General features: G+C 71.9%; 22 protein-coding genes and 1 riboswitch. Of the genes, 13 read left to right on the forward strand and 9 right to left on the reverse strand.

Features of this window, described 5'->3' with window-relative positions; genetic code table 11:
* The first annotated feature begins 45 nt into the window (after positions 1-45).
* Positions 46-897 carry a sigma-70 family RNA polymerase sigma factor gene (locus ACZ5CZ_RS26260; RefSeq protein WP_468946498.1) on the forward strand — a complete coding sequence of 284 codons (852 nt, stop codon included), beginning with the start codon at positions 46-48 and terminating at the stop codon, positions 895-897.
* A 15-nt stretch (positions 898-912) separates the two neighbouring features.
* Here ACZ5CZ_RS26260 and ACZ5CZ_RS26265 read toward each other — a convergent pair whose 3' ends face one another.
* Both ACZ5CZ_RS26265 and ACZ5CZ_RS26270 read right to left on the reverse strand, forming a co-directional pair.
* On the reverse strand, positions 913-1,371 hold the full coding sequence (locus tag ACZ5CZ_RS26265) for a GNAT family N-acetyltransferase (protein WP_468946501.1): 459 nt from the start codon (positions 1,369-1,371) through the stop codon (positions 913-915).
* A gap of 59 nt (positions 1,372-1,430) precedes the next feature.
* Positions 1,431-2,003 (reverse strand): flavin reductase family protein, encoded by a 573-nt coding sequence (locus ACZ5CZ_RS26270; RefSeq protein ID WP_385845638.1) that lies wholly within the window; start codon positions 2,001-2,003, stop codon positions 1,431-1,433.
* Between the two features lie 388 nt (positions 2,004-2,391).
* Between ACZ5CZ_RS26270 and cdgB the strand changes: the two genes are divergently transcribed.
* Both cdgB and ACZ5CZ_RS26280 read left to right on the forward strand, forming a co-directional pair.
* The gene (gene cdgB / locus ACZ5CZ_RS26275; RefSeq protein ID WP_385845639.1) at positions 2,392-4,047 is read left to right on the forward strand and encodes a diguanylate cyclase CdgB; all 1,656 of its coding nucleotides are present in this window, start codon (positions 2,392-2,394) and stop codon (positions 4,045-4,047) included.
* A gap of 117 nt (positions 4,048-4,164) precedes the next feature.
* Positions 4,165-5,067, forward strand: coding sequence for a carbohydrate-binding protein (locus ACZ5CZ_RS26280; RefSeq protein WP_468946505.1), 903 nt, complete (start codon positions 4,165-4,167; stop codon positions 5,065-5,067).
* Between the two features lie 56 nt (positions 5,068-5,123).
* Here the strand turns inward: ACZ5CZ_RS26280 and ACZ5CZ_RS26285 are convergent, their stop codons facing one another.
* The 3 genes from ACZ5CZ_RS26285 to ACZ5CZ_RS26295 all read right to left on the reverse strand — a co-directional run bounded on the left by ACZ5CZ_RS26285 (position 5,124) and on the right by ACZ5CZ_RS26295 (position 8,325).
* Positions 5,124-6,041: a 1-phosphofructokinase family hexose kinase gene (locus tag ACZ5CZ_RS26285; protein ID WP_468946508.1), complete on the reverse strand. Its 918-nt coding sequence runs from the start codon at positions 6,039-6,041 to the stop codon at positions 5,124-5,126.
* Between the two features lie 134 nt (positions 6,042-6,175).
* The gene (gene nagA / locus ACZ5CZ_RS26290) at positions 6,176-7,303 is read right to left on the reverse strand and encodes an N-acetylglucosamine-6-phosphate deacetylase (protein WP_468946590.1); all 1,128 of its coding nucleotides are present in this window, start codon (positions 7,301-7,303) and stop codon (positions 6,176-6,178) included.
* Between the two features lie 77 nt (positions 7,304-7,380).
* Positions 7,381-8,325 carry an ROK family protein gene (locus tag ACZ5CZ_RS26295; protein ID WP_468946593.1) on the reverse strand — a complete coding sequence of 315 codons (945 nt, stop codon included), beginning with the start codon at positions 8,323-8,325 and terminating at the stop codon, positions 7,381-7,383.
* Between the two features lie 158 nt (positions 8,326-8,483).
* Here ACZ5CZ_RS26295 and ACZ5CZ_RS26300 point away from each other — a divergent pair, with 158 nt between their 5' ends.
* The 3 genes from ACZ5CZ_RS26300 (at position 8,484) to otsB (ending at position 11,017) form a co-directional block, all read left to right on the forward strand.
* Positions 8,484-9,728, forward strand: a complete 1,245-nt coding sequence (locus ACZ5CZ_RS26300; RefSeq protein ID WP_468946596.1) for an extracellular solute-binding protein — start codon at positions 8,484-8,486, stop codon at positions 9,726-9,728.
* 29 nt (positions 9,729-9,757) lie between these two features.
* Complete coding sequence (locus tag ACZ5CZ_RS26305; RefSeq protein ID WP_385845644.1) at positions 9,758-9,982, forward strand: DUF3263 domain-containing protein; 225 nt, start codon at positions 9,758-9,760, stop codon at positions 9,980-9,982.
* Positions 9,983-10,183: 201 nt separating this feature from the next.
* Positions 10,184-11,017 carry a trehalose-phosphatase gene (gene otsB / locus ACZ5CZ_RS26310; RefSeq protein ID WP_468946512.1) on the forward strand — a complete coding sequence of 278 codons (834 nt, stop codon included), beginning with the start codon at positions 10,184-10,186 and terminating at the stop codon, positions 11,015-11,017.
* A 4-nt stretch (positions 11,018-11,021) separates the two neighbouring features.
* Here otsB and ACZ5CZ_RS26315 read toward each other — a convergent pair whose 3' ends face one another.
* Positions 11,022-12,452 (reverse strand): alpha,alpha-trehalose-phosphate synthase (UDP-forming), encoded by a 1,431-nt coding sequence (locus ACZ5CZ_RS26315; RefSeq protein ID WP_468946514.1) that lies wholly within the window; start codon positions 12,450-12,452, stop codon positions 11,022-11,024.
* Between the two features lie 82 nt (positions 12,453-12,534).
* Positions 12,535-13,479 (reverse strand): glucosyl-3-phosphoglycerate synthase, encoded by a 945-nt coding sequence (locus ACZ5CZ_RS26320; protein ID WP_385845700.1) that lies wholly within the window; start codon positions 13,477-13,479, stop codon positions 12,535-12,537.
* 162 nt (positions 13,480-13,641) lie between these two features.
* Positions 13,642-13,784, forward strand: a riboswitch (SAM riboswitch).
* A gap of 18 nt (positions 13,785-13,802) precedes the next feature.
* On the opposite strand from ACZ5CZ_RS26320, the gene thrC reads away from it, so the two are divergent.
* The 4 genes from thrC (at position 13,803) to groL (ending at position 18,007) form a co-directional block, all read left to right on the forward strand.
* A complete protein-coding gene (thrC, locus tag ACZ5CZ_RS26325) occupies positions 13,803-15,086 on the forward strand; it encodes a threonine synthase (RefSeq protein WP_385845648.1) in 1,284 nt (427 codons plus the stop codon).
* On the forward strand, positions 15,083-15,358 hold the full coding sequence (locus ACZ5CZ_RS26330; protein WP_385845650.1) for a MoaD/ThiS family protein: 276 nt from the start codon (positions 15,083-15,085) through the stop codon (positions 15,356-15,358). The genes thrC and ACZ5CZ_RS26330 overlap by 4 nt, the downstream gene beginning before the upstream one ends.
* Before the next feature lie 442 nt (positions 15,359-15,800).
* On the forward strand, positions 15,801-16,004 hold the full coding sequence (locus ACZ5CZ_RS26335; protein ID WP_004986573.1) for a cold-shock protein: 204 nt from the start codon (positions 15,801-15,803) through the stop codon (positions 16,002-16,004).
* Positions 16,005-16,384: 380 nt separating this feature from the next.
* On the forward strand, positions 16,385-18,007 hold the full coding sequence (groL, locus tag ACZ5CZ_RS26340) for a chaperonin GroEL (protein WP_385845652.1): 1,623 nt from the start codon (positions 16,385-16,387) through the stop codon (positions 18,005-18,007).
* Positions 18,008-18,101: 94 nt separating this feature from the next.
* On the opposite strand, the gene ACZ5CZ_RS26345 is transcribed toward groL, so the two are convergent.
* The gene (locus ACZ5CZ_RS26345; protein WP_468946519.1) at positions 18,102-19,073 is read right to left on the reverse strand and encodes a GlxA family transcriptional regulator; all 972 of its coding nucleotides are present in this window, start codon (positions 19,071-19,073) and stop codon (positions 18,102-18,104) included.
* Positions 19,074-19,145: 72 nt separating this feature from the next.
* Here ACZ5CZ_RS26345 and ACZ5CZ_RS26350 point away from each other — a divergent pair, with 72 nt between their 5' ends.
* The 3 genes from ACZ5CZ_RS26350 to ACZ5CZ_RS26360 all read left to right on the forward strand — a co-directional run bounded on the left by ACZ5CZ_RS26350 (position 19,146) and on the right by ACZ5CZ_RS26360 (position 21,694).
* Complete coding sequence (locus ACZ5CZ_RS26350) at positions 19,146-20,102, forward strand: NADP-dependent oxidoreductase (RefSeq protein WP_468946522.1); 957 nt, start codon at positions 19,146-19,148, stop codon at positions 20,100-20,102.
* 66 nt (positions 20,103-20,168) lie between these two features.
* The gene (locus ACZ5CZ_RS26355) at positions 20,169-20,456 is read left to right on the forward strand and encodes a hypothetical protein (protein WP_468946524.1); all 288 of its coding nucleotides are present in this window, start codon (positions 20,169-20,171) and stop codon (positions 20,454-20,456) included.
* 269 nt (positions 20,457-20,725) lie between these two features.
* On the forward strand, positions 20,726-21,694 hold the full coding sequence (locus tag ACZ5CZ_RS26360; RefSeq protein WP_468946527.1) for an SGNH/GDSL hydrolase family protein: 969 nt from the start codon (positions 20,726-20,728) through the stop codon (positions 21,692-21,694).
* Between the two features lie 60 nt (positions 21,695-21,754).
* On the opposite strand, the gene ACZ5CZ_RS26365 is transcribed toward ACZ5CZ_RS26360, so the two are convergent.
* Entirely contained in the window at positions 21,755-22,591 is an 837-nt protein-coding gene (locus tag ACZ5CZ_RS26365) for a hypothetical protein (RefSeq protein WP_468946599.1), read from the reverse strand.
* Between the last annotated feature and the right edge of the window lie 74 nt (positions 22,592-22,665).

The following is a 22,665-nucleotide window of genomic DNA, read 5'->3' on the forward strand; positions in this document are numbered from 1 at the left end:
CCGCCGAGGGTGACGACGGACGAGGACGAGAGGCCAGGCCCGCGCATGACCGAGCACCACAGTGACGACGACTTTCTCGCCGAGCGGTTCGAGGAGCACCGGGGGCAGCTGCGGGCCGTGGCGCACCGGATGCTGGGCTCGGCCGCCGAGGCCGAGGACGCCGTGCAGGAGGCCTGGTTCCGGCTGAGCCGCTCCGACACCGCGGCGGTGGAGAACCTCGGGGGCTGGCTGACGACCGTGGTCGGCCGGGTCTGCCTCGACATGCTCCGCTCCCGCCGCTCCCGGGGCGAGCAGCCCCTGGACGTCTGGCAGCCGACGCCCTCCGACGCGCCCGACCCGGCGCACGACGCCCTGCTCGCCGACTCGGTGGGTTCCGCCCTGCTGGTCGTCCTGGAGGCGCTGTCGCCCGCCGAGCGGCTGGCGTTCGTGCTGCACGACCTGTTCGGGGTGCCCTTCGAGGAGATCGGGGAGACCCTCGGGCGCAGTCCGGCCGCGGCGCGCCAGCTGGCCAGCCGGGGGCGGCGCCGGGTCCGGGGCGCCGGGGCGCCGGAGACGGACCGGGTACGGCAGCGGGAGGTGGTCGACGCGTTTCTCGCCGCCGCGCGGGAGGGCGACTTCGAGGGTCTGCTGGCGGTGCTCGACCCGGACGTGGTCGCCCGCACCGAGGCCGGCGTCACCGCCGGTGCGACGGCGGTCGCCTCGAACGCGAAGGGCTTCGCGCACCTCGCCCGGATCGCCCGTCCGGCCCTGGTCGACGGCGCCCCCGGGCTGGTGGTCCTGGCCGACGGCCGCCCCGAGCGCACGCTCGCCTTCACCGTCGTGGCGGGCCGTGTCGCGGTCATCGACGTCGTCACCGACCCGGCCCGGCTGTCCCGGCAGGTGATCGAGGAGGTCTGATGCGGTGGGGGTGCCTCACAGCTCCAGCACCCCCACCGTCTGCCCGCCACTCGTCTCCCCGGTCCTGCGGAAGCCCAGCCGGAGGTAGAAGCCCTCGGGGCCGTCCGGGCCGGGGTGCCAGGTCACGTACAGTTCCTTGCCGCCCCGGCGGCGGATCTCCGCGGCCACCGACTCCACGGCGAACGCGCCGTAGCCGCGGCCCTGGGCGTCCGCCGAGATGTTCAGCCGCCACAGCCCGGAGCGGCGCACGCTGCCGTCGCCGTACCAGTCGATGTCGAAGAACGCCATCAGAAAGCCGACCGCGCGGTCCCCGTCCAGGATCAGGCGGGGCCAGGCGACGTCGGCCGGGTGGACATAGGCCTCGGCGAGGGACTGCACGACCGGTGAGACGGCGTGCTCCTGGTCGGGCCGCACGCGGATGCCGACGGCGGTGTCGAAGGTCCGGGGCGTGATCTCTTCCAGGCGGAGTGTCATCCGGGCACGCTAGCCACGCCCCCCGCCCGCCGACCACGCAATATCCGCGGGCCGCCCTCTCAGCCCAGCTGGCGGTACCTGCCGCGGAAGTACAGCAGGGGGCCGCCTTCCGCGCTGGGCACATGGGCGGTCAGGACGCGGCCGATGACCAGGGTGTGGTCGCCGGCCGGGACCCGCTGTTCGGTGCGGCACTCCAGGGTGGCCAGCGCGCCGCCCACCAGGGGGGCGCCGGTGGCCTCGCCACGGGTGTAGGGGATGTCCTCGAAGAGGAGCCGGTCGCTGATGCGGCCCTTCATCGCGAAGCGGCCCGCGATGTGCCGCTGGCTCTCGGAGAGGACCGACACCGCCCACTGCGGCTGCTCGGCGAGCAGGTCGTCCATGCGGGACCCGTCGCGCAGGCTGACCATGACCAGCGGCGGGTCGAGGGAGACGGACATGAAGGCGGTGGCGGTCATGCCGACGTCCTCGGTGCCCGGCGCGTCCGGGTCGTCCGGGTCGAGCGGCGGTTCCTGCGCGGTGACCAGGACCACGCCCGCGGCCAGCCGGGACATCGCGGCCCGGAACTCGTCGTTGCTCACCCCCTCAGCATGCCCGGAAGCGGCGGAGGTGAGGGGGGAGGGAGTCTTCAGCACGCCGGAGACGCTAGTCCGCGCCGCCGGTGCCGCACATCGGGCCTCCGGCCGAGCCGGGACCTAGGACCACCGGACGACCATGGACGACCAGCGGAGGATCACCGGAGGACCACCGCACGACGACCGGAGGACCACCGCACGACCACCGGAGGACCACCGCACGACGACCGGACGAAGCGAAACGCTCAGCCTTCGGAAAACGGACGAAACGCATCGGGAAAACGAAGAAAACTCCACTCAATTGTTCATCTTCCGCTGTGACTTGAGTCACAAGAGGCAGGAATTGTTGACCCTGTGTACCGAGTGAGCAGCGCGCTGTGATTCAGTGGCTGGTAAGCCGCGAGAGACAACCCTTGATTCGCTGCGAGGTCTCGGGGGGAGGGCGAGCATGGAGACCGAGTCGGAGCCGTATGTCCGTCTTGCGTCCCTGCGACAGCTGCACCAGGTCATGGCCGACATGAACACGGCCCGCAGCCTGGCGGACACATTGCAGACGGTCGCCGACGGCGCCGTGAACGCCCTCGGGTACGAGATGGCGGCCGTGAACCTGGTGCGTCCCGACGGCGACCTCGTCGTCGCCGCGTTCTCCGGGAACTCCGCCGCCGAGGCCCTCATCACCGGCCGGGTCGGCTCCCGCGCCTCCTGGGACCGGCGGCTGGAGATGGGCGAGCGCTGGGGCGACCTCGTCTTCATACCGCACACCGAGGGCTGGGTCCTGGACGACGACGACGTCCCCCAGTGGTACACCGACGGCCCCGCCCCCCGCTTCGAGGACGAGTGGCACCCCTCCGACCGCCTCTTCGCCCCCATGTACACGCCGGGCGTGCAGGGCGGCTCCTGCGGCGAGCTGCTCGGGGTCATATCCGTCGACCGGCCGCGCAACGGCCGGCTGCCCGGCGCCTGGGGCCGCGAGGCCCTCCAGATGTACGCCTTCCAGGCCGCCATCGCGATCAGCAACGCCCGGCTGCGCTCCAACATGCAGCGCGCCCTGGTCCGCCTGGAGCGCGAGCAGCAGGCGCTGCGCGCGAGCGAGGAATCCTTCCGGCAGGCCTTCGAGTACGCCCCCTCCGGCATGGCCATCGCCGAGATGGGCGGCGACCAGCACGGCCGGATCCTGCGCACCAACGACGCCCTGTGCCGGCTCCTCGGCCGCCCCGCCTCCGCGATGCGCCGCTACTCCTTCTCCGACCTGGTGCACCCCGAGGACATCGGCACCCTGCTGCGGACCTCCGCCGAGGGCGGCCGCGCCGAGCTGCGCCTGGGCCGCCGGGACGGGACGTACGTCTGGGTCTCGCTACGCAACTCGGTGGTCGCGGACGCCGCCGACGGCCCCCGCTTCCTGCTCACCCATGTCGAGGACATAGAGGAGCGCAAGCGCCGCGAGCTCCAGCTCGCCCACCGCGCCTCCCACGACTCGCTGACCGGCCTGCCGAACTCCGCCGAGCTGCGCTCCCGGCTGTCGGCCCGGCTCTGCCAGCGCCCGGCGCACGCCGGCGCGCTGGACTCCCTGGACGCGGCCTACGGCCATCCCGCCCTGGAGGGGCCCGCCGGGCACGGCTTCGACTTCGGGCCGGGCGCGGAGGCGTACGACGCCTACGACCACCATGTCCACACCGCCTCCCCGGAGGAGGGCCGCGACGACGGCACCAAGGGTCTCGCGGTGCTCTTCTGCGACCTCGACGGCTTCAAGTCGATCAACGACCGGTTCGGTCACAACGCGGGCGACGCCGTTCTCATCGAGGTCGCCCGGCGGCTGTCCCAGGGTGTCCGCGACGGCGACACGGTGGCCCGGCTCGGCGGCGACGAGTTCGTGATCCTCGCCGACGGCCTCGGCCGGGCCGACGCCCAGGACCTCGCCGTACGGCTGCGCAACGAGATCATCCAGCCGATCCGGGCCGAGGGCCGGGCGGTCCGGGTGGGTGCGAGCTTCGGCATCGGCTGGGCGCACTGCGGGATGACGGCGGACGAAGTGTTGAAGTCCGCCGACGAGCGGATGTACGTAGAGAAACGATCTCGTCCCAAACAACACCGACGCGCCGGGTGAGCCCCAGGTCAAGGCGTTGAAGCGGGCCAAGTCATCCGTTTGGCTCATTCAGAGCGGGTAGGCTCGGCCTTCCAGACCTGTACCGCATCCGCTCGCACCCGCTGAGGAGACCAAGGGATGACGCCCGGCGAAAACGGCCCGAGCACGCCCGAGGACGACGACCCGTTCGGCTATCTGTACGCAGACGGCCAGGCCCGGGGAGCCCAGCCGCCGTCCGGCGGTTACGGCTACCCCAACTCGGTCAGCAGGGTGCGTACGGTCGGCGAGCGCCAGTACGGCCAGCAGTCGCCGCCGACCTACGGTCAGGTGCCGCAGCAGGGCGCGTACGGCCAGCCGAACGCCCACTACCAGGCGCCCGAGACGCTGCCCGGCGGCGCCCCGGCCGCGCGGCCGTCCGCTCCCGCCCCCGCCCGCCGCGGCCCCAACACCAAGGGCCTGCTGATCGGCGCGATCGCGGTGGTCGCCGCGGTGGTCATCGGCATCGGCGTCGCGATGATCAACGGCAACGACGACAAGAAGACGGACAACCAGGCGGGCGGCACGCCGAGCCAGTCCCAGAGCCAGGCCCCCAGCCCCTCCAACAGCAGCTCTACGGCGCCGGGGGAGCTGCCGAAGACGGACGCGAGTGCTCTGCAGCTCGGGCCCGGTGTGACGACGGCGTCGGACATCCCGGGTGCGCAGGCCAAGGGCGGAACCTATGTGACGGGTTTCAACCATGTGGGAGCGACGGTCACCTGGACGGTCACCGGCGTCGAGAAGGGGACCTACCGGCTCAACGTGCGCTACGGCATCCCGGGCGTGGACGCTGACGCGACTCTGGTGATCAACAACCAGCCCCAGTCTCGGCCGCTGATGATGAAGAACTTCGGGGGTGGCTCCGCGGGCGATTGGGCGCACGGCTGGAGGAACACCTGGTCGCTGGTGAACCTGAACGCGGGCACGAACACGATCCAGCTCGCCTGCCAGGCCGGCAACCAGTGCAACGCCGTCCTGGACCAGCTCTACATCACCAAGGCCTGACGCGGTCCGTCCAGCGCGACAGCCGCCGGAGGTGTTGATCTGCGGCGGCTGTCGCATCACGCCGCCGTGACCGACGCTCCCGCCAGGAGATTCTCGTACACCGTCCGGTCGAAGTCGCCCGCCGTGGTGGACCGTACGGTGGCCGCCGCGAGGGCGACCGCGCGGGAGAGGCGGGCGGGCCAGGGGAGCCGCTCGACCAGGCCCGACAGCAGGCCGGCCACCGCCGAGTCGCCCGCGCCGGTGGGGTTGCCGGGGATGTGGCAGGGCGGGGTGGCCTGCCAGCGGCCCTCGGGGGTGGCGGCGAGCAGGCCCTTCGCGCCGAGGGAGGCGACCACCGTGTGGGCGCCGCGGCGGCGGGCGTCCTGGGTGGCGCGCAAGGGCTCGTGGGAGCCGGTCAGTTCGGCCAGTTCGTCGGCGTTCGGCTTGATGATGTCCGGGCGGGCGGCCACCCCGCGCCGCAGCGGTTCGCCGCTGGTGTCCAGCAGGACCGGCACACCGAGCGCGCGGGCCGCGCGGACCAGGTTCGCGTACGCCCCCACCGGCACCCCCGGCGGCAGGCTGCCGCACAGGGCCACCGCCGAGGCGCCGGCCAGCAGCTCCTCGTAGCGGTCCAGGAAGGTGCCCCACTCGGCGGGCGCGATGTGCGGGCCGGGTTCGTTCAACTGGGTGGTGTCGCCGGAGAGATCGTCGACCACGGCGACCGTGCGCCGGGTCGGCCCGGCCACCGGCACCAGCGCGTCCGTCACCCCGGGCGTGCCGGCCAGCCGCTCGCGCACCACCGCGCCGGTCGCGCCGCCCGCGAATCCGGTGGCGGTCACCTCATGGCCGAGGGCCGCCAGCACCCGGGCCACGTTCAGCCCCTTGCCGCCGGGCCGTTCGAAGACCTCCGTGACCCGGTGCGAGGTGTGCGGCCGCAGCGACCGCACCCGGTAGGTGAGGTCGAGAGCGGTGTTGAGTGTGACCGTGAGGATCACCCGGGCCGACCTCCCTCGAAGTCCACGCGTCCGGCATCGGTTTCCGGGGTCACGATCATGCCAAAGAGACGGCGGCCGGCCCAGTCACAGGTCGGCCGCCATCAGGCAAAATCGGCGGAGGGAGGCGGGGCGGATCAGGGCAGTCGGGGAGCCACCACCCACTCGCCCCGGCGCATCACGCCCTTGAGGTCGAAGGCCGCGTCGAGCAGCACCAGGTCGGCGTCCTTGCCGGGCTCCAGGGAGCCGATCCGGTCGGACAGCCCGAGGAGCCGCGCGGGGGTGGCGGACAGGGCCTGTACGGCGTCCTCCACCGGCAGCCGGTCGACGGTCACCGCCCGCTTGAACGCCCGGTCCAGGGTCAGGGTCGATCCGGCGATCGAACCGCCGTGCACCAGCCGGGCCACGCCGTCGCGGACCTCGACCTCCAGCGGGCCCAGCAGATAGCGGCCGTCCCCGCTGCCGGCCGCGTCCATCGCGTCCGTGATGAAGGCGACGCGGGAGGCGCCGGCCCGGTGGAAGGCCAGTTCCAGGGCGGCCGGGTGCAGGTGCGTGCCGTCGTTGATCAGCTCGACGGTGACCCGCTCGTCCTCCAGCAGGGCGGCGATCGGGCCCGGCGTGCGGTGGTTCAGGGCGGGCATGGCGTTGAAGAGGTGGGTGGCGACCGTGGCGCCCGCGTCGATGGCCTCGACCGTCTGCTCGTACGTCGCGTCGGTGTGGCCGATCGCCGCGATCACTCCGTGCTCGGCCAGCAGCCGCACCGAGTCGATGCCGCCGGGCAGTTCGGCGGCGAGGGTGACCATCCTGGCCTGGCCGCGCGCGGCGTCGATCAGCTTGCGGACCTCGGCCGGCTCGGGGTCGCGCAGCAGCTCCTCGGAGTGGGCGCCCTTGCGGCAGGGCGAGATGAACGGCCCCTCGAAGTGGATACCGGCGATCTCGCCCTGCTCGGCCAGCTCGCTCAGCAGCCCGGCCTGCCGCGTCAGCAGGTCCATCTCGTCGGTGACGGTGGAGGCGACGAGGGTGGTGGTGCCGTGCGCGCGGTGGGTGCGGACGGCGGTGATGATCTCGTCCGGGCCGCCGGAGAAGGAGGCTCCGCCGCCGCCGTGGTTGTGGATGTCCACGAAGCCGGGCACCAGCCAGTGGCCGGTGACGTCGACGAGTTGGGCGCCGGGGGGCTCGGTGGCGGTGATGCGTCGGCCGTCGGTGGCCAGCCGGCCGCCCCGCCGTACGCCGGTGGGCAGGACCAGGTTCGCGCCGGTGAGCACCTGCGGGCCGGTGGGGGCTGGTCGAGCCGCCCCCGCCGGGGCGCTGTCCGGGGCCGGAGTTTCCCGCTCGATGGCCATCAGGTGCGTACCTCCGGAGTCGTAGCAAGGGTGGTCAGTAGGTCCTGCGCGAGCAGGCCGGCGCCCAGGCAGCCGGCGGCGTCGCCGAGGGCGGCGGGGACGAGGGCGGGCGGCCGCTGGAAGGTGACCCGGTGCCGGACGGCGTCCCGCAGCGGTGCGAACAGCGCGTCCCCCGCCTCGGCCAGCCCGCCCCCGATGATCAGCGTGCGCGGGTCCAGCAGGGTGAGCGCGGTGACCAGCCCGTCGGCGAGCGCGTCCACCGCCTCCTGCCAGATCCGGACGGCGTTCGGGTCGCCGGACATGACGGCCTTCGCGCAGTCGGCCGCGTCCGCGTCCGGCCTGCCGCAGGCCTCGGCCCAGGCCGCGCTGACGGCGGAGGCGGAGGCGTACCGCTCCAGACAGCCGTGCTGCCCGCAGGGGCAGGCGGTGCCCCGCGGCCGTACGACGACATGGCCGATCTCGCCCGCGAAGCCGTGCGCCCCGGACTCCACCCGGCCGTCGATGCCGATCGCGCCCGCGATGCCGGTGCCGAGGGCGACGAACAGGAACCGGTCGGTGCCCCGGCCCGCGCCGATCCGGCCCTCGGCGAGTCCGCCGGTGCGCACGTCGTGGCCGAGCGCGACGGGCATGCCGAGCCGCTCGGCGAGCAGCGCCCGCAGGGGTACGTCCTTCCAGCCGAGGTTGGCGGCGTAGGCGGCGACGCCCTGCTGCTCGTCCACGATGCCGGGGACCGCTATGCCGGCGGCGCGGGCGGGCTCGCCGTAGTGCTCGGTGCCGTAGGCGCGCAGCTCGGCGGCGAAGCCGAGGATCCCGTCGACCACCGCGTCCGGTCCGCGCTCGCGGCGCGTGGCGCGGCGGGCGCGGTGCAGAAGCGTGCCGTCGTCGCCGACGAGGGCGGCCTTCATCCCGGTACCGCCCACGTCCAGGGCGATGACATGTCTCACCACGGGCCTAGTGTGGCCCTCCCACCCGCGAGAGGTCTAGTCCACTCACGTGGTGTAGACCTTATGTGTCCACATTTTGAACAGTCAGACATTGGGTTGGGGCGTTGAGGTTGCGTCGGCTTACGGCAGGAACGATCGCGGTGGTGTCCGCACTGGGCATGACGGCGGTCCTCGGCGGATGCGGGGCCACCGGCTCCTCCGGCGTGACGCTGAGACTCGTCGCCGCGGACTACGGGGACTCCGCCGCGAACAGCTCCAAGAAGTACTGGGACGGGCTGGTCAAGGAGTACGAGTCCAAGCACCCGAACGTGAAGATCGACGTCAGCGTGTACTCCTGGAACGACGTCGACCGCAAGGTCAAGGAGATGGTCGACGCCGGCCACGCGCCCGACCTCGCGCAGATCGGCGCCTACGCCGACTACGCCGCCGCCGGCAAGCTCTACCCGGCCTCCGACGTGCTCTCCATCCGCACCCAGGCCGACTTCCTCTCCCAGCTCGCCGACGCCGGGCAGTGGAACCACACGCAGTACGGCATCCCCTTCGCCGCCTCCACGCGCGTCCTCTTCTACAACAAGACCCTCTTCGCCAAGGCCGGCATCACCCCGCCCACCACCTGGGACGAGCTGGCCACCGACGCCAAGGCGCTCAAGGCCAAGGGGGTCAAGTACCCCTACGCGCTGCCGCTCGGCCCCGAGGAGGCCCAGGCCGAGACCATGCAGTGGCTGCTCAGCGGCGGCAACGCCGGCACCGGCGGCAACGGCTACACCGACGACGTCGGCACCTACACGCTCGACTCCGCGCAGAACGTGCAGACCTTCACCTGGCTCAAGGACGAGCTGGTCGGCCAGGGCCTGACCGGCCCGGTCGCCCCCGGCAAGCTCAACCGCGCGGACGCGTTCGCCGCCTTCGCCGACGGCCAGGTCGGCATGCTCAACGGCCACCCCACGCTGATCCAGCAGGCCGAGAAGAAGGGCGTGAAGTTCGGCATGGTGCCGATGCCGGGCCGGACCGGGAAGTCCCGCGCGGCCATGGGGGTCGCCGACTGGATGATGGCCTTCAAGCAGAACGGCCACGCCACCCAGATAGGCGACTTCCTCAACTTCGTCTACGCCGAGAAGAACGTCCTGGAGTTCTCCCGCGACTACGGCCTGCTGCCGGTCACCGGCTCCGCCTCCAACGCCATGAGCGCGTCGAACTCCCCCTCCGACCAGGCGCTCCACCCCTTCCTGGAGCAGCTGCCGACCTCCGAGCTGTACCCCGTCGGCAAGACCTCCTGGGCGGCGGTCAGCGCCGCCGTGAAGAAGACCATCGGCCAGGCCGTCGCCCCCGGCGGCGACCCCTCCGGCGTCCTCACCCGCCTCCAGGCGGCGGCCACGGCGGCCGACAGCAGCAACGCGAACTGACTGTCGGTACCCGGCGCTACGGTGGCCCCATGGAACTCGGCGACCGCGAACAGGCCATCCTCGCGCTGGAGCGCCGGGGCTTTCCCGGCCCCGGCGCGAAGGAGCGCGCGATCCGGGAAGAGCTGGGCCTCTCCCCGGTCCGCTACTACCAGCTCCTCAACGCCCTCCTGGACGACGAGCGCGCCCTCGCCCACGACCCGGTCACGGTGAACAGACTCCGCAGACTCCGAGACTCCCACCGCACCACCCGCTGACCCCGGGCCTCGCCCCTCGGGCCGCCCGAACCGGCTCACGCTCCTCCCCGCCCCCACCCGGCCTTCCTCCCTCGTCCTCGCCTTTGTGGCCGACCGAGACGGGTGGTGGGTGGGCGAGGCGGGGTCCGGGGCGGAGCCCCAGGGGGCACTCGGGCGACGGCTCCAGGAGTGACACCGGGCGTCCGTGGATAGGGTCGGGGTATGGACCCCATGCCGATCCCGGTCACCCCGGCCGGCCAGGCCGCCCTCGCCGCGCTGCTCGCCAAGCCGGCCACCGCAGTCGTCGGCCTCGACTTCGACGGCACACTGGCCCCCATCGTCGCCGACCCCGAGCAGGCCCGCGCCCACCCCGACGCCGTACCCGCCCTCACCGCCCTCGCCCCCAAGGTCGCCTCGATCGCCGTGATCACCGGCCGCCCGGCCGGGGTCGCGGTCCGCTACGGCGGCTTCGCGGGCGTCCCCGCCCTGGACCACCTCACCGTCCTCGGCCACTACGGCGCCGAACGCTGGGACGCGGCCACCGGCCAGGTCACCGCCCCCGCCCCGCACCCCGGCGTGGCCGCGGTCCGCGCCGAGCTGCCGGGCGTCCTGGAATCGGTGGGCGCCTGGCACGGCACCTGGATCGAGGAGAAGGGCCGGGCGGTCGCGGTGCACACCCGCCGCGCCGCGGACCCCCAGGCCGCGTTCGAGGCGCTGCGCGGGCCGCTCACCGACCTCGCCACCCGGCACGGCCTGATCGTCGAGCCCGGCCGGCTGGTCCTGGAGCTGCGCCCGCCCGGCATGGACAAGGGCGTCGCCCTCGCCGATCACCTGCGCGCCACCGGCGCCGAGTCCGTCCTCTACGCGGGCGACGACCTCGGCGACCTCCCCGCCTTCGCGGCGGTGGAGAAACTCCGCTCGGACGGCGTACCCGGCCTGCTGGTGTGCAGCGGCAGCACGGAGGTGACCGAGCTGGCCGAGCGCGCCGACCTGGTGGTCGACGGCCCCGAGGGCGTCGTACATCTGTTGCGCACGCTGGCCGCGCGCATGCCCTGACGCGTCAGCGCTTCACGGCGTCCAGCGCGTCCAGCTGGTCCAGGAACCAGCGCGTGGGCGGCAGGGCCGTCGCCGCGGCGGCCAGCCGCTCGCTGCGCTCGGCCCGCACCCCGTCCGGCAGGATCAGCGCCTCGCGCAGCGCCCGCGCCGTGCCCAGCACGTCGTACGGGTTGACCACCAGCGCGTCGGTGCCCAGCTCCTCGTACGCCCCCGCCTCCCGGGACAGCACCAGCGCGCACCCCGCGTCGGAGACCACCGGGATCTCCTTGGCCACCAGGTTCATGCCGTCCCGGATGGGGTTGACCAGGGCCACGTCGGCGAGCCGGTACGCGGCCAGGGAGCGCGCGAAGTCGTCCTTGACGTGCAGCACGACCGGGGTCCAGCCCGGCGTGCCGTAACGGGAGTTGAGGTCGTCCGCGACCCGCCGTACCTCGGCCGTGTAGTCCCGGTAGACCGCGAGGTCCTGCCGGGACGGATACGCGAAGGCGACGTGGACGACGCGCTCGCGCCACTCGGGGTGGTCCTCCAGCAGCTGCCCGTACGCCAGCAGCCCGCGCACGATGTTCTTGGACAGCTCGGTGCGGTCGACCCGCACGATGGTGCGGCGGCCGGCGCCGATCTCCTTCCGGAGCGCCGCCATCCGCTCCTCGACGTCCGGTTCGTGCGCCCGCTTGCGCAGGAAGTCCGCGTCCGCGCCGAGCCCGTGCACCCCGATCTCCGTGCCGGCCGGCACCCCGCCCGGCAGCACCGCCCGCGCGCAGGCGGCGAACGCGTCCGCCCAGCGGTGGGTCAGGAACGCCACCCGGTCCGCGCCGAGCATGCCGCCGAGCAGCTGCGCGCGGATGTCGTCCGGAAGCAGCGCGAAGTACTCCGGCGGCGCCCACGGCGTGTGCGAGAAGTGACCGATGCGCAGGTCGGGGCGGAGCGCGCGGAGCATGCCCGGCACCAGGCACAGGTGGTAGTCCTGCACCAGCACCGCCGCGCCCTCGGCCGCCTCCTCGGCCAGCGCCTCGGCGAACGCCCGGTTGTAGGCCTCATACGACGCCCACTGCCGCCGGAACTCCGCGTCGAAGACGGGCTCCAGCGGGGTCTGGTACAGCATGTGGTGGACGAACCAGAGCACCGAGTTGGCGATGCCGTTGTACGCGTCGGCGAACACGGCCGGATCGATGTCGAGCATGCGGACCAGCTGCCCGCCGGTCGCGTCCACCGACAGCCGCCGCCCGTCGTGGGACCGCCGTACCGCCTCGCGGTCCGCGTCGCTCAGCGCGGCGCACACCCACACCGCCTGCGCGCTCGGCCCGATCGCCGACAGCCCGGAGACCAGCCCGCCGCCGCCACGTCTGGCGTCCAGCGAGCCGTCCTCGCGCACCTGATAGGAAACGGGGCCGCGATTGGACGCGACCAGCACCTCAGCACCGTGCGTGGAAGACATACGCCTCAACCTAGCCCGGCCCGGAAACGCTCAAACGTACGGCCCGCCCGGTACGGCCGCCGTATACGACGGCCCCGGCCGTTCACGCCACCTTGCGCTCGGCGTACTCCGCGATCTCCACCATCGGCGGCCGCTCCTCGGTGTCCACCGAGTAGGTGCGCGGTTCGAAGCCGTCCGCGCCCCGCTCGAACTGGGTGAGCGAGGGGCGGACCAGATGGCCGCGGGCGAGGCGGAGCTGGGCGGTGCGGTAGATGGCCGCCGCCATCCGGCCGAGCGCCTGTCCGTCCTGGTGCCGGTGCTTGCGCACCCCCAGGTCCACCTGGGCCAGCGCGTCCAGCCCCACCAGGTGCAGCGAGTCCACCAGCATGCCCAGCTCCACGCCGTACCCGACGGGGAAGGGCAGCTGCTCCAGCAGTGAGCGGCGGGCGGCGTACTCGCCGCCCAGCGGCTGCACGAACCCGGCCAGCTGCGGCCAGTGCATGTTGAGCAGCGGGCGGGCCATCAGCTCGGTGACCCGGCCGCCCTGCCCGGTGGCACCGGCGAGCGGACGGTCGTACATGCCCTTGACGAGGTCCACGTCCGGCTCGGTGAGCAGCGGGCCGACCAGCCCGGTGACGAAGTCGGAGGAGAAGTCCCGCAGGTCCGCGTCGATGAAGCAGACGAGGTCCCCGTGGGTGACCAGGAGGGAGCGCCACAGCACCTCCCCCTTGCCGGGGACGGCCGGGATGCGGGGCAGGATCGCGTCGCGGTGCACGACCCGGGCGCCGGCGGCCGCCGCGACCCTGGAGGTGCCGTCGGTGGAGCCGGAGTCCACGACGACGATCTCGTCGACGAGCGGGACCTGTTCGACGAGGTCGTGCCGGATCACGGCGACGATCTCCCCGACCGTCGCCTCCTCGTTGAGCGCGGGCAGGACGACGCTGATCGTCTGGCCGGTGCGCTGTTTGGCGGCCAGTATCCGGTGGAGCGGGCGATCGGCCACGGACCAGGAGCGGGTGGCCAGCCAGCGCTCGACTTCTTCCAGCACGGTCTGCGGCTCCTCACTGTTCGTGATCACACGAGGTGCGCCGTGTGATCCATCTCGCGGTTCGGACGTCTATCTCAACTGTCCTGGCCTTCGGTTACAGTCTTGAACAACGCCGATGACCATCGCATGTCGGGGTGTCAAGCGGCGTTGACAATCGCATACAGCTCATCCAGAGGGGCAGAGGGAAACGGCCCGATGAAGCCCCGGCAACCCTCCAGTCGGTCTCGTTCTCCATATCGAGGCTCCCGGCTAGGGAAGGTGCCAAATCCGTCTCACGGCGAGATGCGCCGTGAGGAAGATGAGGAGAAAGGGCCTCGCCTCACATGGCTGCGCAGACAGTTGAAACCCCCCTTGACTCCGCCGTCGACCTCGGTCCGGCCTCGGCCCTGAGCTGTCGCGAGTGCGGTCACCGCGTTCCGCTCGGCCCGGTCTTCGCCTGCGAGGAGTGTTTCGGCCCGCTGGAGATCGCCTACGACTTCTCCGGCCACGACCCCGAGGAACTGCGCCGGACGATCGAGTCGGGCCCCGCGAACATCTGGCGGTACGCGCCGCTGCTGCCCGTCCCCGCCGACGTGGCCGACAAGCCGAACCTCAACCCCGGCTGGACCAAGCTCGTCAAGGCGGACAACCTCGCCGGTGAGCTGGGCGTGACCGGCGGTCTGTACGTGAAGGACGACTCCGGCAACCCGACGCACTCCTTCAAGGACCGGGTCGTCGCCCAGGCCCTGGAGGCGGCGCGCGCCTTCGGCTTCACCACCCTGTCCTGCTCCTCGACCGGCAACCTGGCCGGTGCCGTCGGCGCCGCCGCCGCCCGGGCCGGCTTCCGCTCGTGCGTGTTCATCCCGCACGACCTGGAGCAGGGCAAGGTCGTCATGGCCGCGGTCTACGGCGGCGAGCTGGTCGGCATCGAGGGCAACTACGACGATGTGAACCGCTTCTGCTCCGAGCTGATCGGCGACCCGGCCGGCGAGGGCTGGGGCTTCGTCAATGTCAACCTGCGCCCGTACTACGCCGAGGGCTCCAAGACGCTCGCGTACGAGATCTGCGAGCAGCTCGGCTGGCGGCTGCCCGACCAGATCGTGGTGCCGATCGCCTCCGGCTCCCAGCTCACCAAGATCGACAAGGGGCTCCAGGAGCTGATCAAGCTCGGCCTGGTGGAGGACCGGCCGTACAAGATCTTCGGCGCCCAGGCGGAGGGCTGCTCCCCGGTGTCGACCGCCTTCAAGGCCGGGCACGACGTCGTACGGCCGCAGAAGCCGAACACGATCGCCAAGTCCCTCGCCATCGGCAACCCGGCCGACGGGCCGTACGTCCTGGACATCGCCCGGCGCACCGGCGGTGCGGTGGAGGACGTCACGGACGAGGAGGTCGTGGACGCCATCAAGCTGCTGGCCCGCACGGAGGGCATCTTCGCGGAGACGGCGGGCGGGGTGACCGTCGGCGTCACCCGCAAGCTGCTCAAGCAGGGCCTGCTGGACCCGGCGAAGACCACGGTCGTGCTGAACACCGGCGACGGCCTGAAGACCCTGGACGCGGTGGCCGGCACCGGCCTGACCGCGACCATCCGCCCCACCCTGGACTCCTTCCGAGAGGCTGGCCTCGCATGAGCGTGACCGTTCGCATCCCCACCATCCTGCGCACCTACACCGGAGGTCAGGCCGAGGTGCCCGCCGAGGGGGCGACCCTCGCCGAGGTCATCGCGGACCTGGAGAAGAACCACACGGGCATCGCCGCCCGCGTCCTGGACGACCAGGGCAAGCTGCGCCGGTTCGTGAACGTGTACGTCAACGACGACGACGTCCGCTTCGAGCAGGGGCTGGAGACGGCCACCCCGGACGGCGCGGGCATCTCCATCATCCCGGCGGTCGCCGGCGGCTGAGCATTAACCCGGTAACCGACGGTAGCCGGGATTACCGAGCGTTTATCGAATGGCCCCTTCCGCGATAGAAGCGGAGGGGGCCATTCAGTGTGATTGAGCGCGATAGAGTTGGGGAACCGGGTTGCGGGCCTACGGGTCGCGGGCCCTGGAATGGTGCCGCCCGCACGACAAGAAGTAGCCAAAGTGTGCGTGTTTTATGCGGCTTTCGTTCCCTTTGTGGAGCCCGACTTGCCCTGAATTCTCCCTGATTCTTGGCACATTCCGGATCGGGTGCGTCCAGATTTCTCGTCCGATTGACCTGTTGCAGACGGCAGTTGGACAGATACATTCAGCCGCGGTCGACGCGTTCCGGCGCACGCCCCCGACCGATTTGGGGGGTGAGGTCTGACCCGGGTCCGCGAAGTGTGGATCTGTGCAAGGGCCAGTAATAGGGGAGTTAGGCATGGCTCAGGGCACCGTCAAGTGGTTCAACGCGGAGAAGGGGTACGGCTTCATCGCGGTCGACGGTGGTGCGGACGTCTTCGTCCACTACAGCGCGATTCAGATGGACGGCTACCGCACCCTGGAAGAGGGCCAGCGGGTCGAGTTCGAGATCTCGCAGGGCCAGAAGGGTCCGCAGGCCGACATGGTTCGCGTCACCGCCTGAACGTAAAGCAAGCGTTCTTCGCCGAAGGGCCCGCACCTCCCGGGGTGCGGGCCCTTCGGCGTGCCTGTGCCTGTGCCTGTGCCTGTGCCTGTGCCTGTGCCTGCGTCTGCGCTTGCGCGCGTGCCCGTGCCCCGGCGGCCGCATGCGCCCGTTCGCCCGGGGCGGAGACTCCCCGCCGGACCGTGGGAGGCGCTTGCACTCGACCATGCCGAGTGCTAATCATTGGCGTTAGCACTCTGAAGGTGAGAGTGACAAAGAAGGACCGGGTCGGTGAGGCCGCGGACCGGGTGGGGCAAGGAACCACTGGTCGGCTGGCCGTCCGTCGCGGGCGCGGGCGCGGTCCGAAGGAATCACCCCCAGTCCTGGAGGGACCACTTCACATGGCCAAGATCATCGCGTTCGACGAGGAGGCGCGGCGCGGCCTCGAGCGCGGCATGAACCAGCTCGCGGACGCCGTCAAGGTGACGCTCGGCCCCAAGGGTCGCAACGTCGTCCTCGAGAAGAAGTGGGGCGCCCCCACGATCACCAACGATGGTGTCTCCATCGCCAAGGAGATCGAGCTCGAGGACCCGTACGAGAAGATCGGCGCCGAGCTGGTCAAGGAAGTCGCCAAGAAGACGGACGACGTCGCCGGTGACGGTACGACCACCGCGACCGTTCTCGCCCAGGCCCTGGTCAAGGAAGGCCTGCGCAACGTCGCGGCCGGCGCCAACCCGATGGCTCTGAAGCGCGGTATCGAGAAGGCCGTCGAGGCCGTCTCCGCCGCCCTCCTGGAGCAGGCGAAGGACGTCGAGACCAAGGAGCAGATCGCCTCCACCGCGTCCATCTCCGCCGCCGACACCCAGATCGGCGAGCTGATCGCCGAGGCCATGGACAAGGTCGGCAAGGAAGGCGTCATCACCGTCGAGGAGAGCAACACCTTCGGTCTGGAGCTGGAGCTCACCGAGGGTATGCGCTTCGACAAGGGCTACATCTCCGCCTACTTCGCGACCGACATGGAGCGCATGGAGGCGGTGCTCGAGGACCCGTACATCCTCATCGCCAACTCCAAGATCTCCTCGGTCAAGGACCTGCTCCCGCTCCTGGAGAAGGTCATGCAGTCGGGCAAGCCGCTGCTGATCATCGCCGAGGACGTCGAGGGCGAGGCCCTGTCGACCCTGGTCGTCAACAAGATCCGCGGCACCTTCAAGTCCGTCGCCGTCAAGGCCCCGGGCTTCGGCGACCGCCGCAAGGCCATGCTCGGCGACATCGCCATCCTCACGGGCGGCGAGGTCATCTCCGAGGAGGTCGGCCTCAAGCTGGAGAACGCCACGCTGGACCTGCTGGGCAAGGCCCGCAAGGTCGTCATCACCAAGGACGAGACCACGATCGTCGACGGTGCCGGCGCCAGCGAGCAGGTCGCGGGCCGCGTGAACCAGATCCGCGCCGAGATCGAGAACAGCGACTCGGACTACGACCGCGAGAAGCTCCAGGAGCGCCTGGCCAAGCTCGCGGGCGGCGTGGCCGTCATCAAGGCCGGTGCCGCCACCGAGGTGGAGCTCAAGGAGCGCAAGCACCGCATCGAGGACGCCGTCCGCAACGCGAAGGCCGCCGTCGAGGAGGGCATCGTCGCCGGTGGTGGCGTGGCCCTGCTCCAGGCCTCCCAGGTCTTCGAGAAGCTGGAGCTCGAGGGTGACGAGGCGACCGGCGCCAACGCCGTGCGCATCGCGCTCGAGGCCCCGCTGAAGCAGATCGCCGTCAACGCCGGCCTCGAGGGCGGTGTCGTGGTGGAGAAGGTGCGCAACCTGACCCCGGGCCACGGCCTGAACGCCGCGACCGGTGAGTACGTCGACCTGGTCGCCGAGGGCATCATCGACCCGGCGAAGGTGACCCGTTCCGCGCTCCAGAACGCCGCCTCCATCGCCGCGCTGTTCCTCACCACCGAGGCCGTCATCGCCGACAAGCCGGAGAAGGCCGCTGCGCCGGCCGGCGGCGGCATGCCGGGCGGTGACATGGACTTCTGATCCCCCGCGGATCATCTGTCCTTCTCCGAGGGCGGTACCACCGGCTTCCCGGCCGGGGGTACCGCCCTCGGGCGTTCCCCCGGGCCGCCCCCGCTCAACAACCGGCCGCGGCCCGGAAGGTACGGCGGTACGCCTGCGGCGACACCCCGATCGCGGCGTGCAGATGCTGCCGCAGCGAGGCGGGCGTCCCGAACCCGGCCTTCCCGGCGATCTGCTCGACGGGCAGGTCGCTGGACTCCAGCAGTTCCCGCGCCCGCAGCACCCGCTGCTGGATCAGCCACCGCCCCGGGCTCATCCCCACCTCGTCCTGGAACCGGCGGGCGAACGTCCGCAGGCTCATCCGGGCGTGCCCGGCGAGGTCGGCCAGCGTCAGCGGCTCGTCCAGCCGCCGCAGCGCCCACTCGCGGGTCGCCGCGGTTCCGGCCGCGGACGGCTCCGGCACCGGCTGTTCGATGTACTGCGCCTGCCCGCCGTCCCGCCACGGCGGCACCACGCACCGGCGCGCGACCCGGTTCGCCACCTCGCTGCCGTGGTCCTTGCGGACGAGGTGCAGGCACACATCCACGCCGGACGCGGCCCCGGCCGAGGTGAGGATGTCGCCGTCGTCGATGAACAGCACGTCTGCGTCCAGGTTCACCTGGGGAAACGCCTTGCGGAAGCGGTCCGCCAGCCGCCAGTGGGTGGTCGCCGTACGGCCGTCGAGCAGCCCGGCCGCGGCGAGCGTGAAGGCGCCGGTGCAGATGGACACGATCCGCGCCCCGGCCGGGACCAGAGCGAGCGCGTCCGCGACGGCGTCCGGCAGCCGCACCGTGTCGGGTGCCGAGGTGTACGGCGGGACGACCACCGTGTCCGCGGTGGCCAGGGCGTCCGGCCCGTGGTCGGGAGTGATCCGGAAGTCCGCAGACGTCCGCACCGGTCGGCCGTCGGCCGTGCAGGTCACCACCTCGTAGCGGCCTTCCGCGGTGCCGAAGACGCGCTGCGGGATCCCGAGTTCGAACGGATAGACCCCGTCCAGCGCGAGCACGACGACACGATGGGCAGCAGATGGGGACGGCGACGGCGACATGGCACGATCCTATCGATAGTTGTCATTCCTGCCACTCCTGCCGAGGTGTCCGTCCGCCGCAGACTGGGCCGCATGAACGACATCACCACCATGCGTGCGATCAGCCAGGACGTCATCGGCGGCCCCGAGGTGCTCAAGGAGGTCCGGCTGCCCCGGCCGACGCCCGGCCCCGGGGAGATCCTCGTCCGGGTGCGCGCCGCCGGGCTCAATCCCACCGACTGGAAGCACAGCAGCGTGCCCGGGCTGTTCCTCGGCGAGCCGCCGTTCGTCCTCGGCTGGGACGTCTCCGGCGAGGTCGCGGCGACCGGTCCCGGCGTCACCCTCTTCAAGCCGGGCGACGAGGTCTTCGGCATGCTGCCGTACCCCTACGGGGCGGGCTCGCACGCCGAGTACGTCACCGGCCCGGCCCGCGCCTTCGCGCCCAAGCCGGCCGAGCTGGACCATGTCCGGGCCGGTGCCCTGCCCCTCGCCGCGCTCACCGCCTGGCAGGCCCTGATCGACACCGCGCACCTCGAAGCCGGACAGCGGGTGCTGATCCACGCGGCCGCCGGGGGCGTCGGCCACCTCGCCGTCCAGATCGCCAAGGCGCACGGCGCGTACGTCATCGGTACCGCGAGCGCCCCCAAGCACGACTTCGTCCGCGCGCTGGGCGCCGACGAGGTCGTCGACTACCGCACCACGGACCCCGCCGAGGCCGTCCGCGACGCCGACATCGTCCTCGACGCCCAGGGCAACGACCACGCCCTCCACTCCCTGCGCAGCCTGCGCCCGGGCGGCATCCTGGTCTCCCTCCGCCTGGACGACGCCATCCCGGCGCTCCTCCAGGAGGCGACCCGGCTCGGCGTCCGCGCGGAGGTCATGCTGGTCCAGCACGACCACACCGGCATGAAGGCCATCGCCCACCTCGCCGCCGAGGGCCGCCTGCGCCCCGAGATCGCGGCCACCTTCGAACTGGCGGACGCGGCAAAGGCCCACGCCCTGGGCGACACGGGCCGCACGACGGGCAAGCTGGTGCTGACGGTGCGGTGACCGGGCTGGTCCGCTCCGAGCAGTAATCCCGTTGTTCCACTGCCCCGTTCCGTCGATGCTGGGGCGGTGCCGGGGCAACGGAAGAGGAAGCAGCAGAGGGAGCGGCGGCAGAGGGCCGAGGCGGAGCGGGGCGCTGCTCGCTTCGCGCCCGAGGCGGGGCACTGGGAGGTGCTCTTCCAGACGCAGGACGAGACGGAATGGCAGTCCTACATCCGCCGACTGCGCGCGTCCGACGCGCAGATGGACTGGTCGGCGGTGCGGATGGACACCTTCTGCGGACGCCTGGTCCAGCCCACCACCTACCGGCTCAGCGTCTTCGTGCCGGGCCCGGCCGAGCCGGTCGCCGGTTCCTGACGCCTGCGGGTGTGTCAGGAACAAGCCAGCCGCTGAGAGGGCGAGCGTCCGGCGGGGTCCCGTACTCGGTCAAGAGCCTTCCCTGTGTCGTACACGTACCGAACCGGAGCGATCGTCCGTAGGGGACAGTCGGTCGACACGCGGGGCCTCGGTCACCCACAAAGACGCACGTGGAAGCTCGGTTGTGACTGTCTGTGTTGGATCTACTGCGTAGTGTGTTGCACTGCTTACGGTCAAAGCGACGCCAAAACCGTATCCCTGGAGGATTCGTGGCCCGCTTCCGTACCCGTCTGACCCTGCTCTGCTCGGCCGCCGCTCTCGCCGCCGGCGCTCTCGTCCCCGCGCAGTTCACCGCGGCGCAGCCTGCCGCCGCGGCCGAGGACCACCAGTGGGTCGCCCTGGGTGACTCCTACACCGCCGGGGTCATCCAGGCCGCGGGCAACACCTTCGAAGTCCCGCGCGACGGCTGCGAGCGCACCGACCGGTCCTACCCCCAGGTCATCGACCGCGACCTCGGCGGTCTCTTCGAGCTGACCAACGTCAGCTGCGGCGCCGCCACCATCGAGAACGTCACCGACACGCCCCAGGAGCCGATCGGCCGTCACATGCCGCCCTTCTCCGAGGACCCGGACTACCCCTTCCCCGCGGTGCCGCCCCAGTCCGAGGAGGTGGGCCCCGACACCGACGTCATCACGGTCGGGGTGGGCGGCAACACCCTCGGCTTCGCCGACATCCTCATGAAGTGCCCGCAGCTGGGAGGCGAAAGCGACGGCAAGGGCACCCCGTGCAAGGACGCCCTGGGCGCCGGGATCCCGGCCCGGCTGAAGAAGGTGCGCGAGGAGTACGACCGGATGCTCCGCGTCCTCCATGAGCGGGCCCCGCACGCGAAGATCCTCGCCGTCGGCTATCCCACCATCGTCCCCAAGGACACCTCCAAGTGCGGCTTCGGCGACCTGACCCAGTTCGGCACGATCACCCAGGGCGACCTGGAATGGCTGCGCCACGACGTCCTGGAACCCCTCAACAAGGCCATCGACGACTCGACCGGCACACAGGATGCCGCCAGCTTCGTCGACCTCTACGCCTCCTCCCGGGACCACAGCGTCTGTGACGCCGCCAAGTGGGTGGAAGGCTTCGTCACCCCGCCTGACCAGCTGTCCTTCGTCCACCCCAACGCCCTCGGCCACCGCAACGCCGCCGACCACGTCGAAGAGGCGATGCTGAACGCCATCGGCTGAACCGATCCCTCCGTGAACGGGCCCCCGGCACCCCGCCGGAGGCCCGTTCCGTGTCACCCGTCATGTGGGTGTCCTTTCGCTGCGGCGCAGGGACATCGCGGCGCGGATCGCCGCCGCGCGGCTGCGGACATCGGGGGCGGACGGAGGCGTACGACGGTGTGCGGGGGCGTGATCGTCCCGGCAGCCCGCGCAGACGCCCCCCGGCAGTGCTTCCGGGCGCCCCGGGACTCCGCACTCCGCGCACTCCAGTAGCCGGCGGGGTGCGTGGCGTGGGGCCGGTGGCGGCTCGGGCGGGACCTTGTCGACCAGGCGGCGGCGGACCAGGGCGGCCGGGCTGTGCACCGGTGTCGGCAGGCCTGCGGTCAGCGCGGTCAGCAGCGCCTCCTCGGTGGCGCCGCGCCTGAACCACTCCTCCGCCAGCGGGGCCAGCGCGGCGCAGTCGGCGGCGGAGAGGGAGAGGGCCGGGGCCGTACGGCCCAGGGCGGCCAGGAGGATGTGCGCGCGGGACCGGGTGGGGCGCGGGCGCTCCCCCGGAGGGTCCGGCTCCGGCTCCGGTACGGCGCCTCGCGTGAACGCCGCCCACCAGCCGTCGTCCCGCGCGGTACGGGACCACCACGATCGGGTGATCCAGCGGGAGCCACCGCTGTCGGACTCCAGCCGCTCCCGGCCCCGCCTCAAGTGCCCCGCCGCCTGGATGCGGTTGAGCGCGGTACGCAGTGCGCACTGTCCGTACGGCAGCTGCTTGGCCAGTGTCTTCACCGAGATGTCGGCGCCCTCGGGAAGCCGGTCGACGTACGCGGCGATGGCCGCCTCGCGGGGCGGGAGGTGCGAGAAGTCGTGCTGGGTGCGGCCGAGTTGGTCCGGTGCGGTTCGTTTGCCGTATCCCGGATTGGCCATCGGGTGGGGGGTCTCGTGCGCGGGCAGGTGGGCAGGATTAAGCTTGGCGTAAGCCACGGGATCGCCTTCTTCCG

This window comes from Streptomyces sp. NPDC031418 (genome assembly GCF_055581605.1).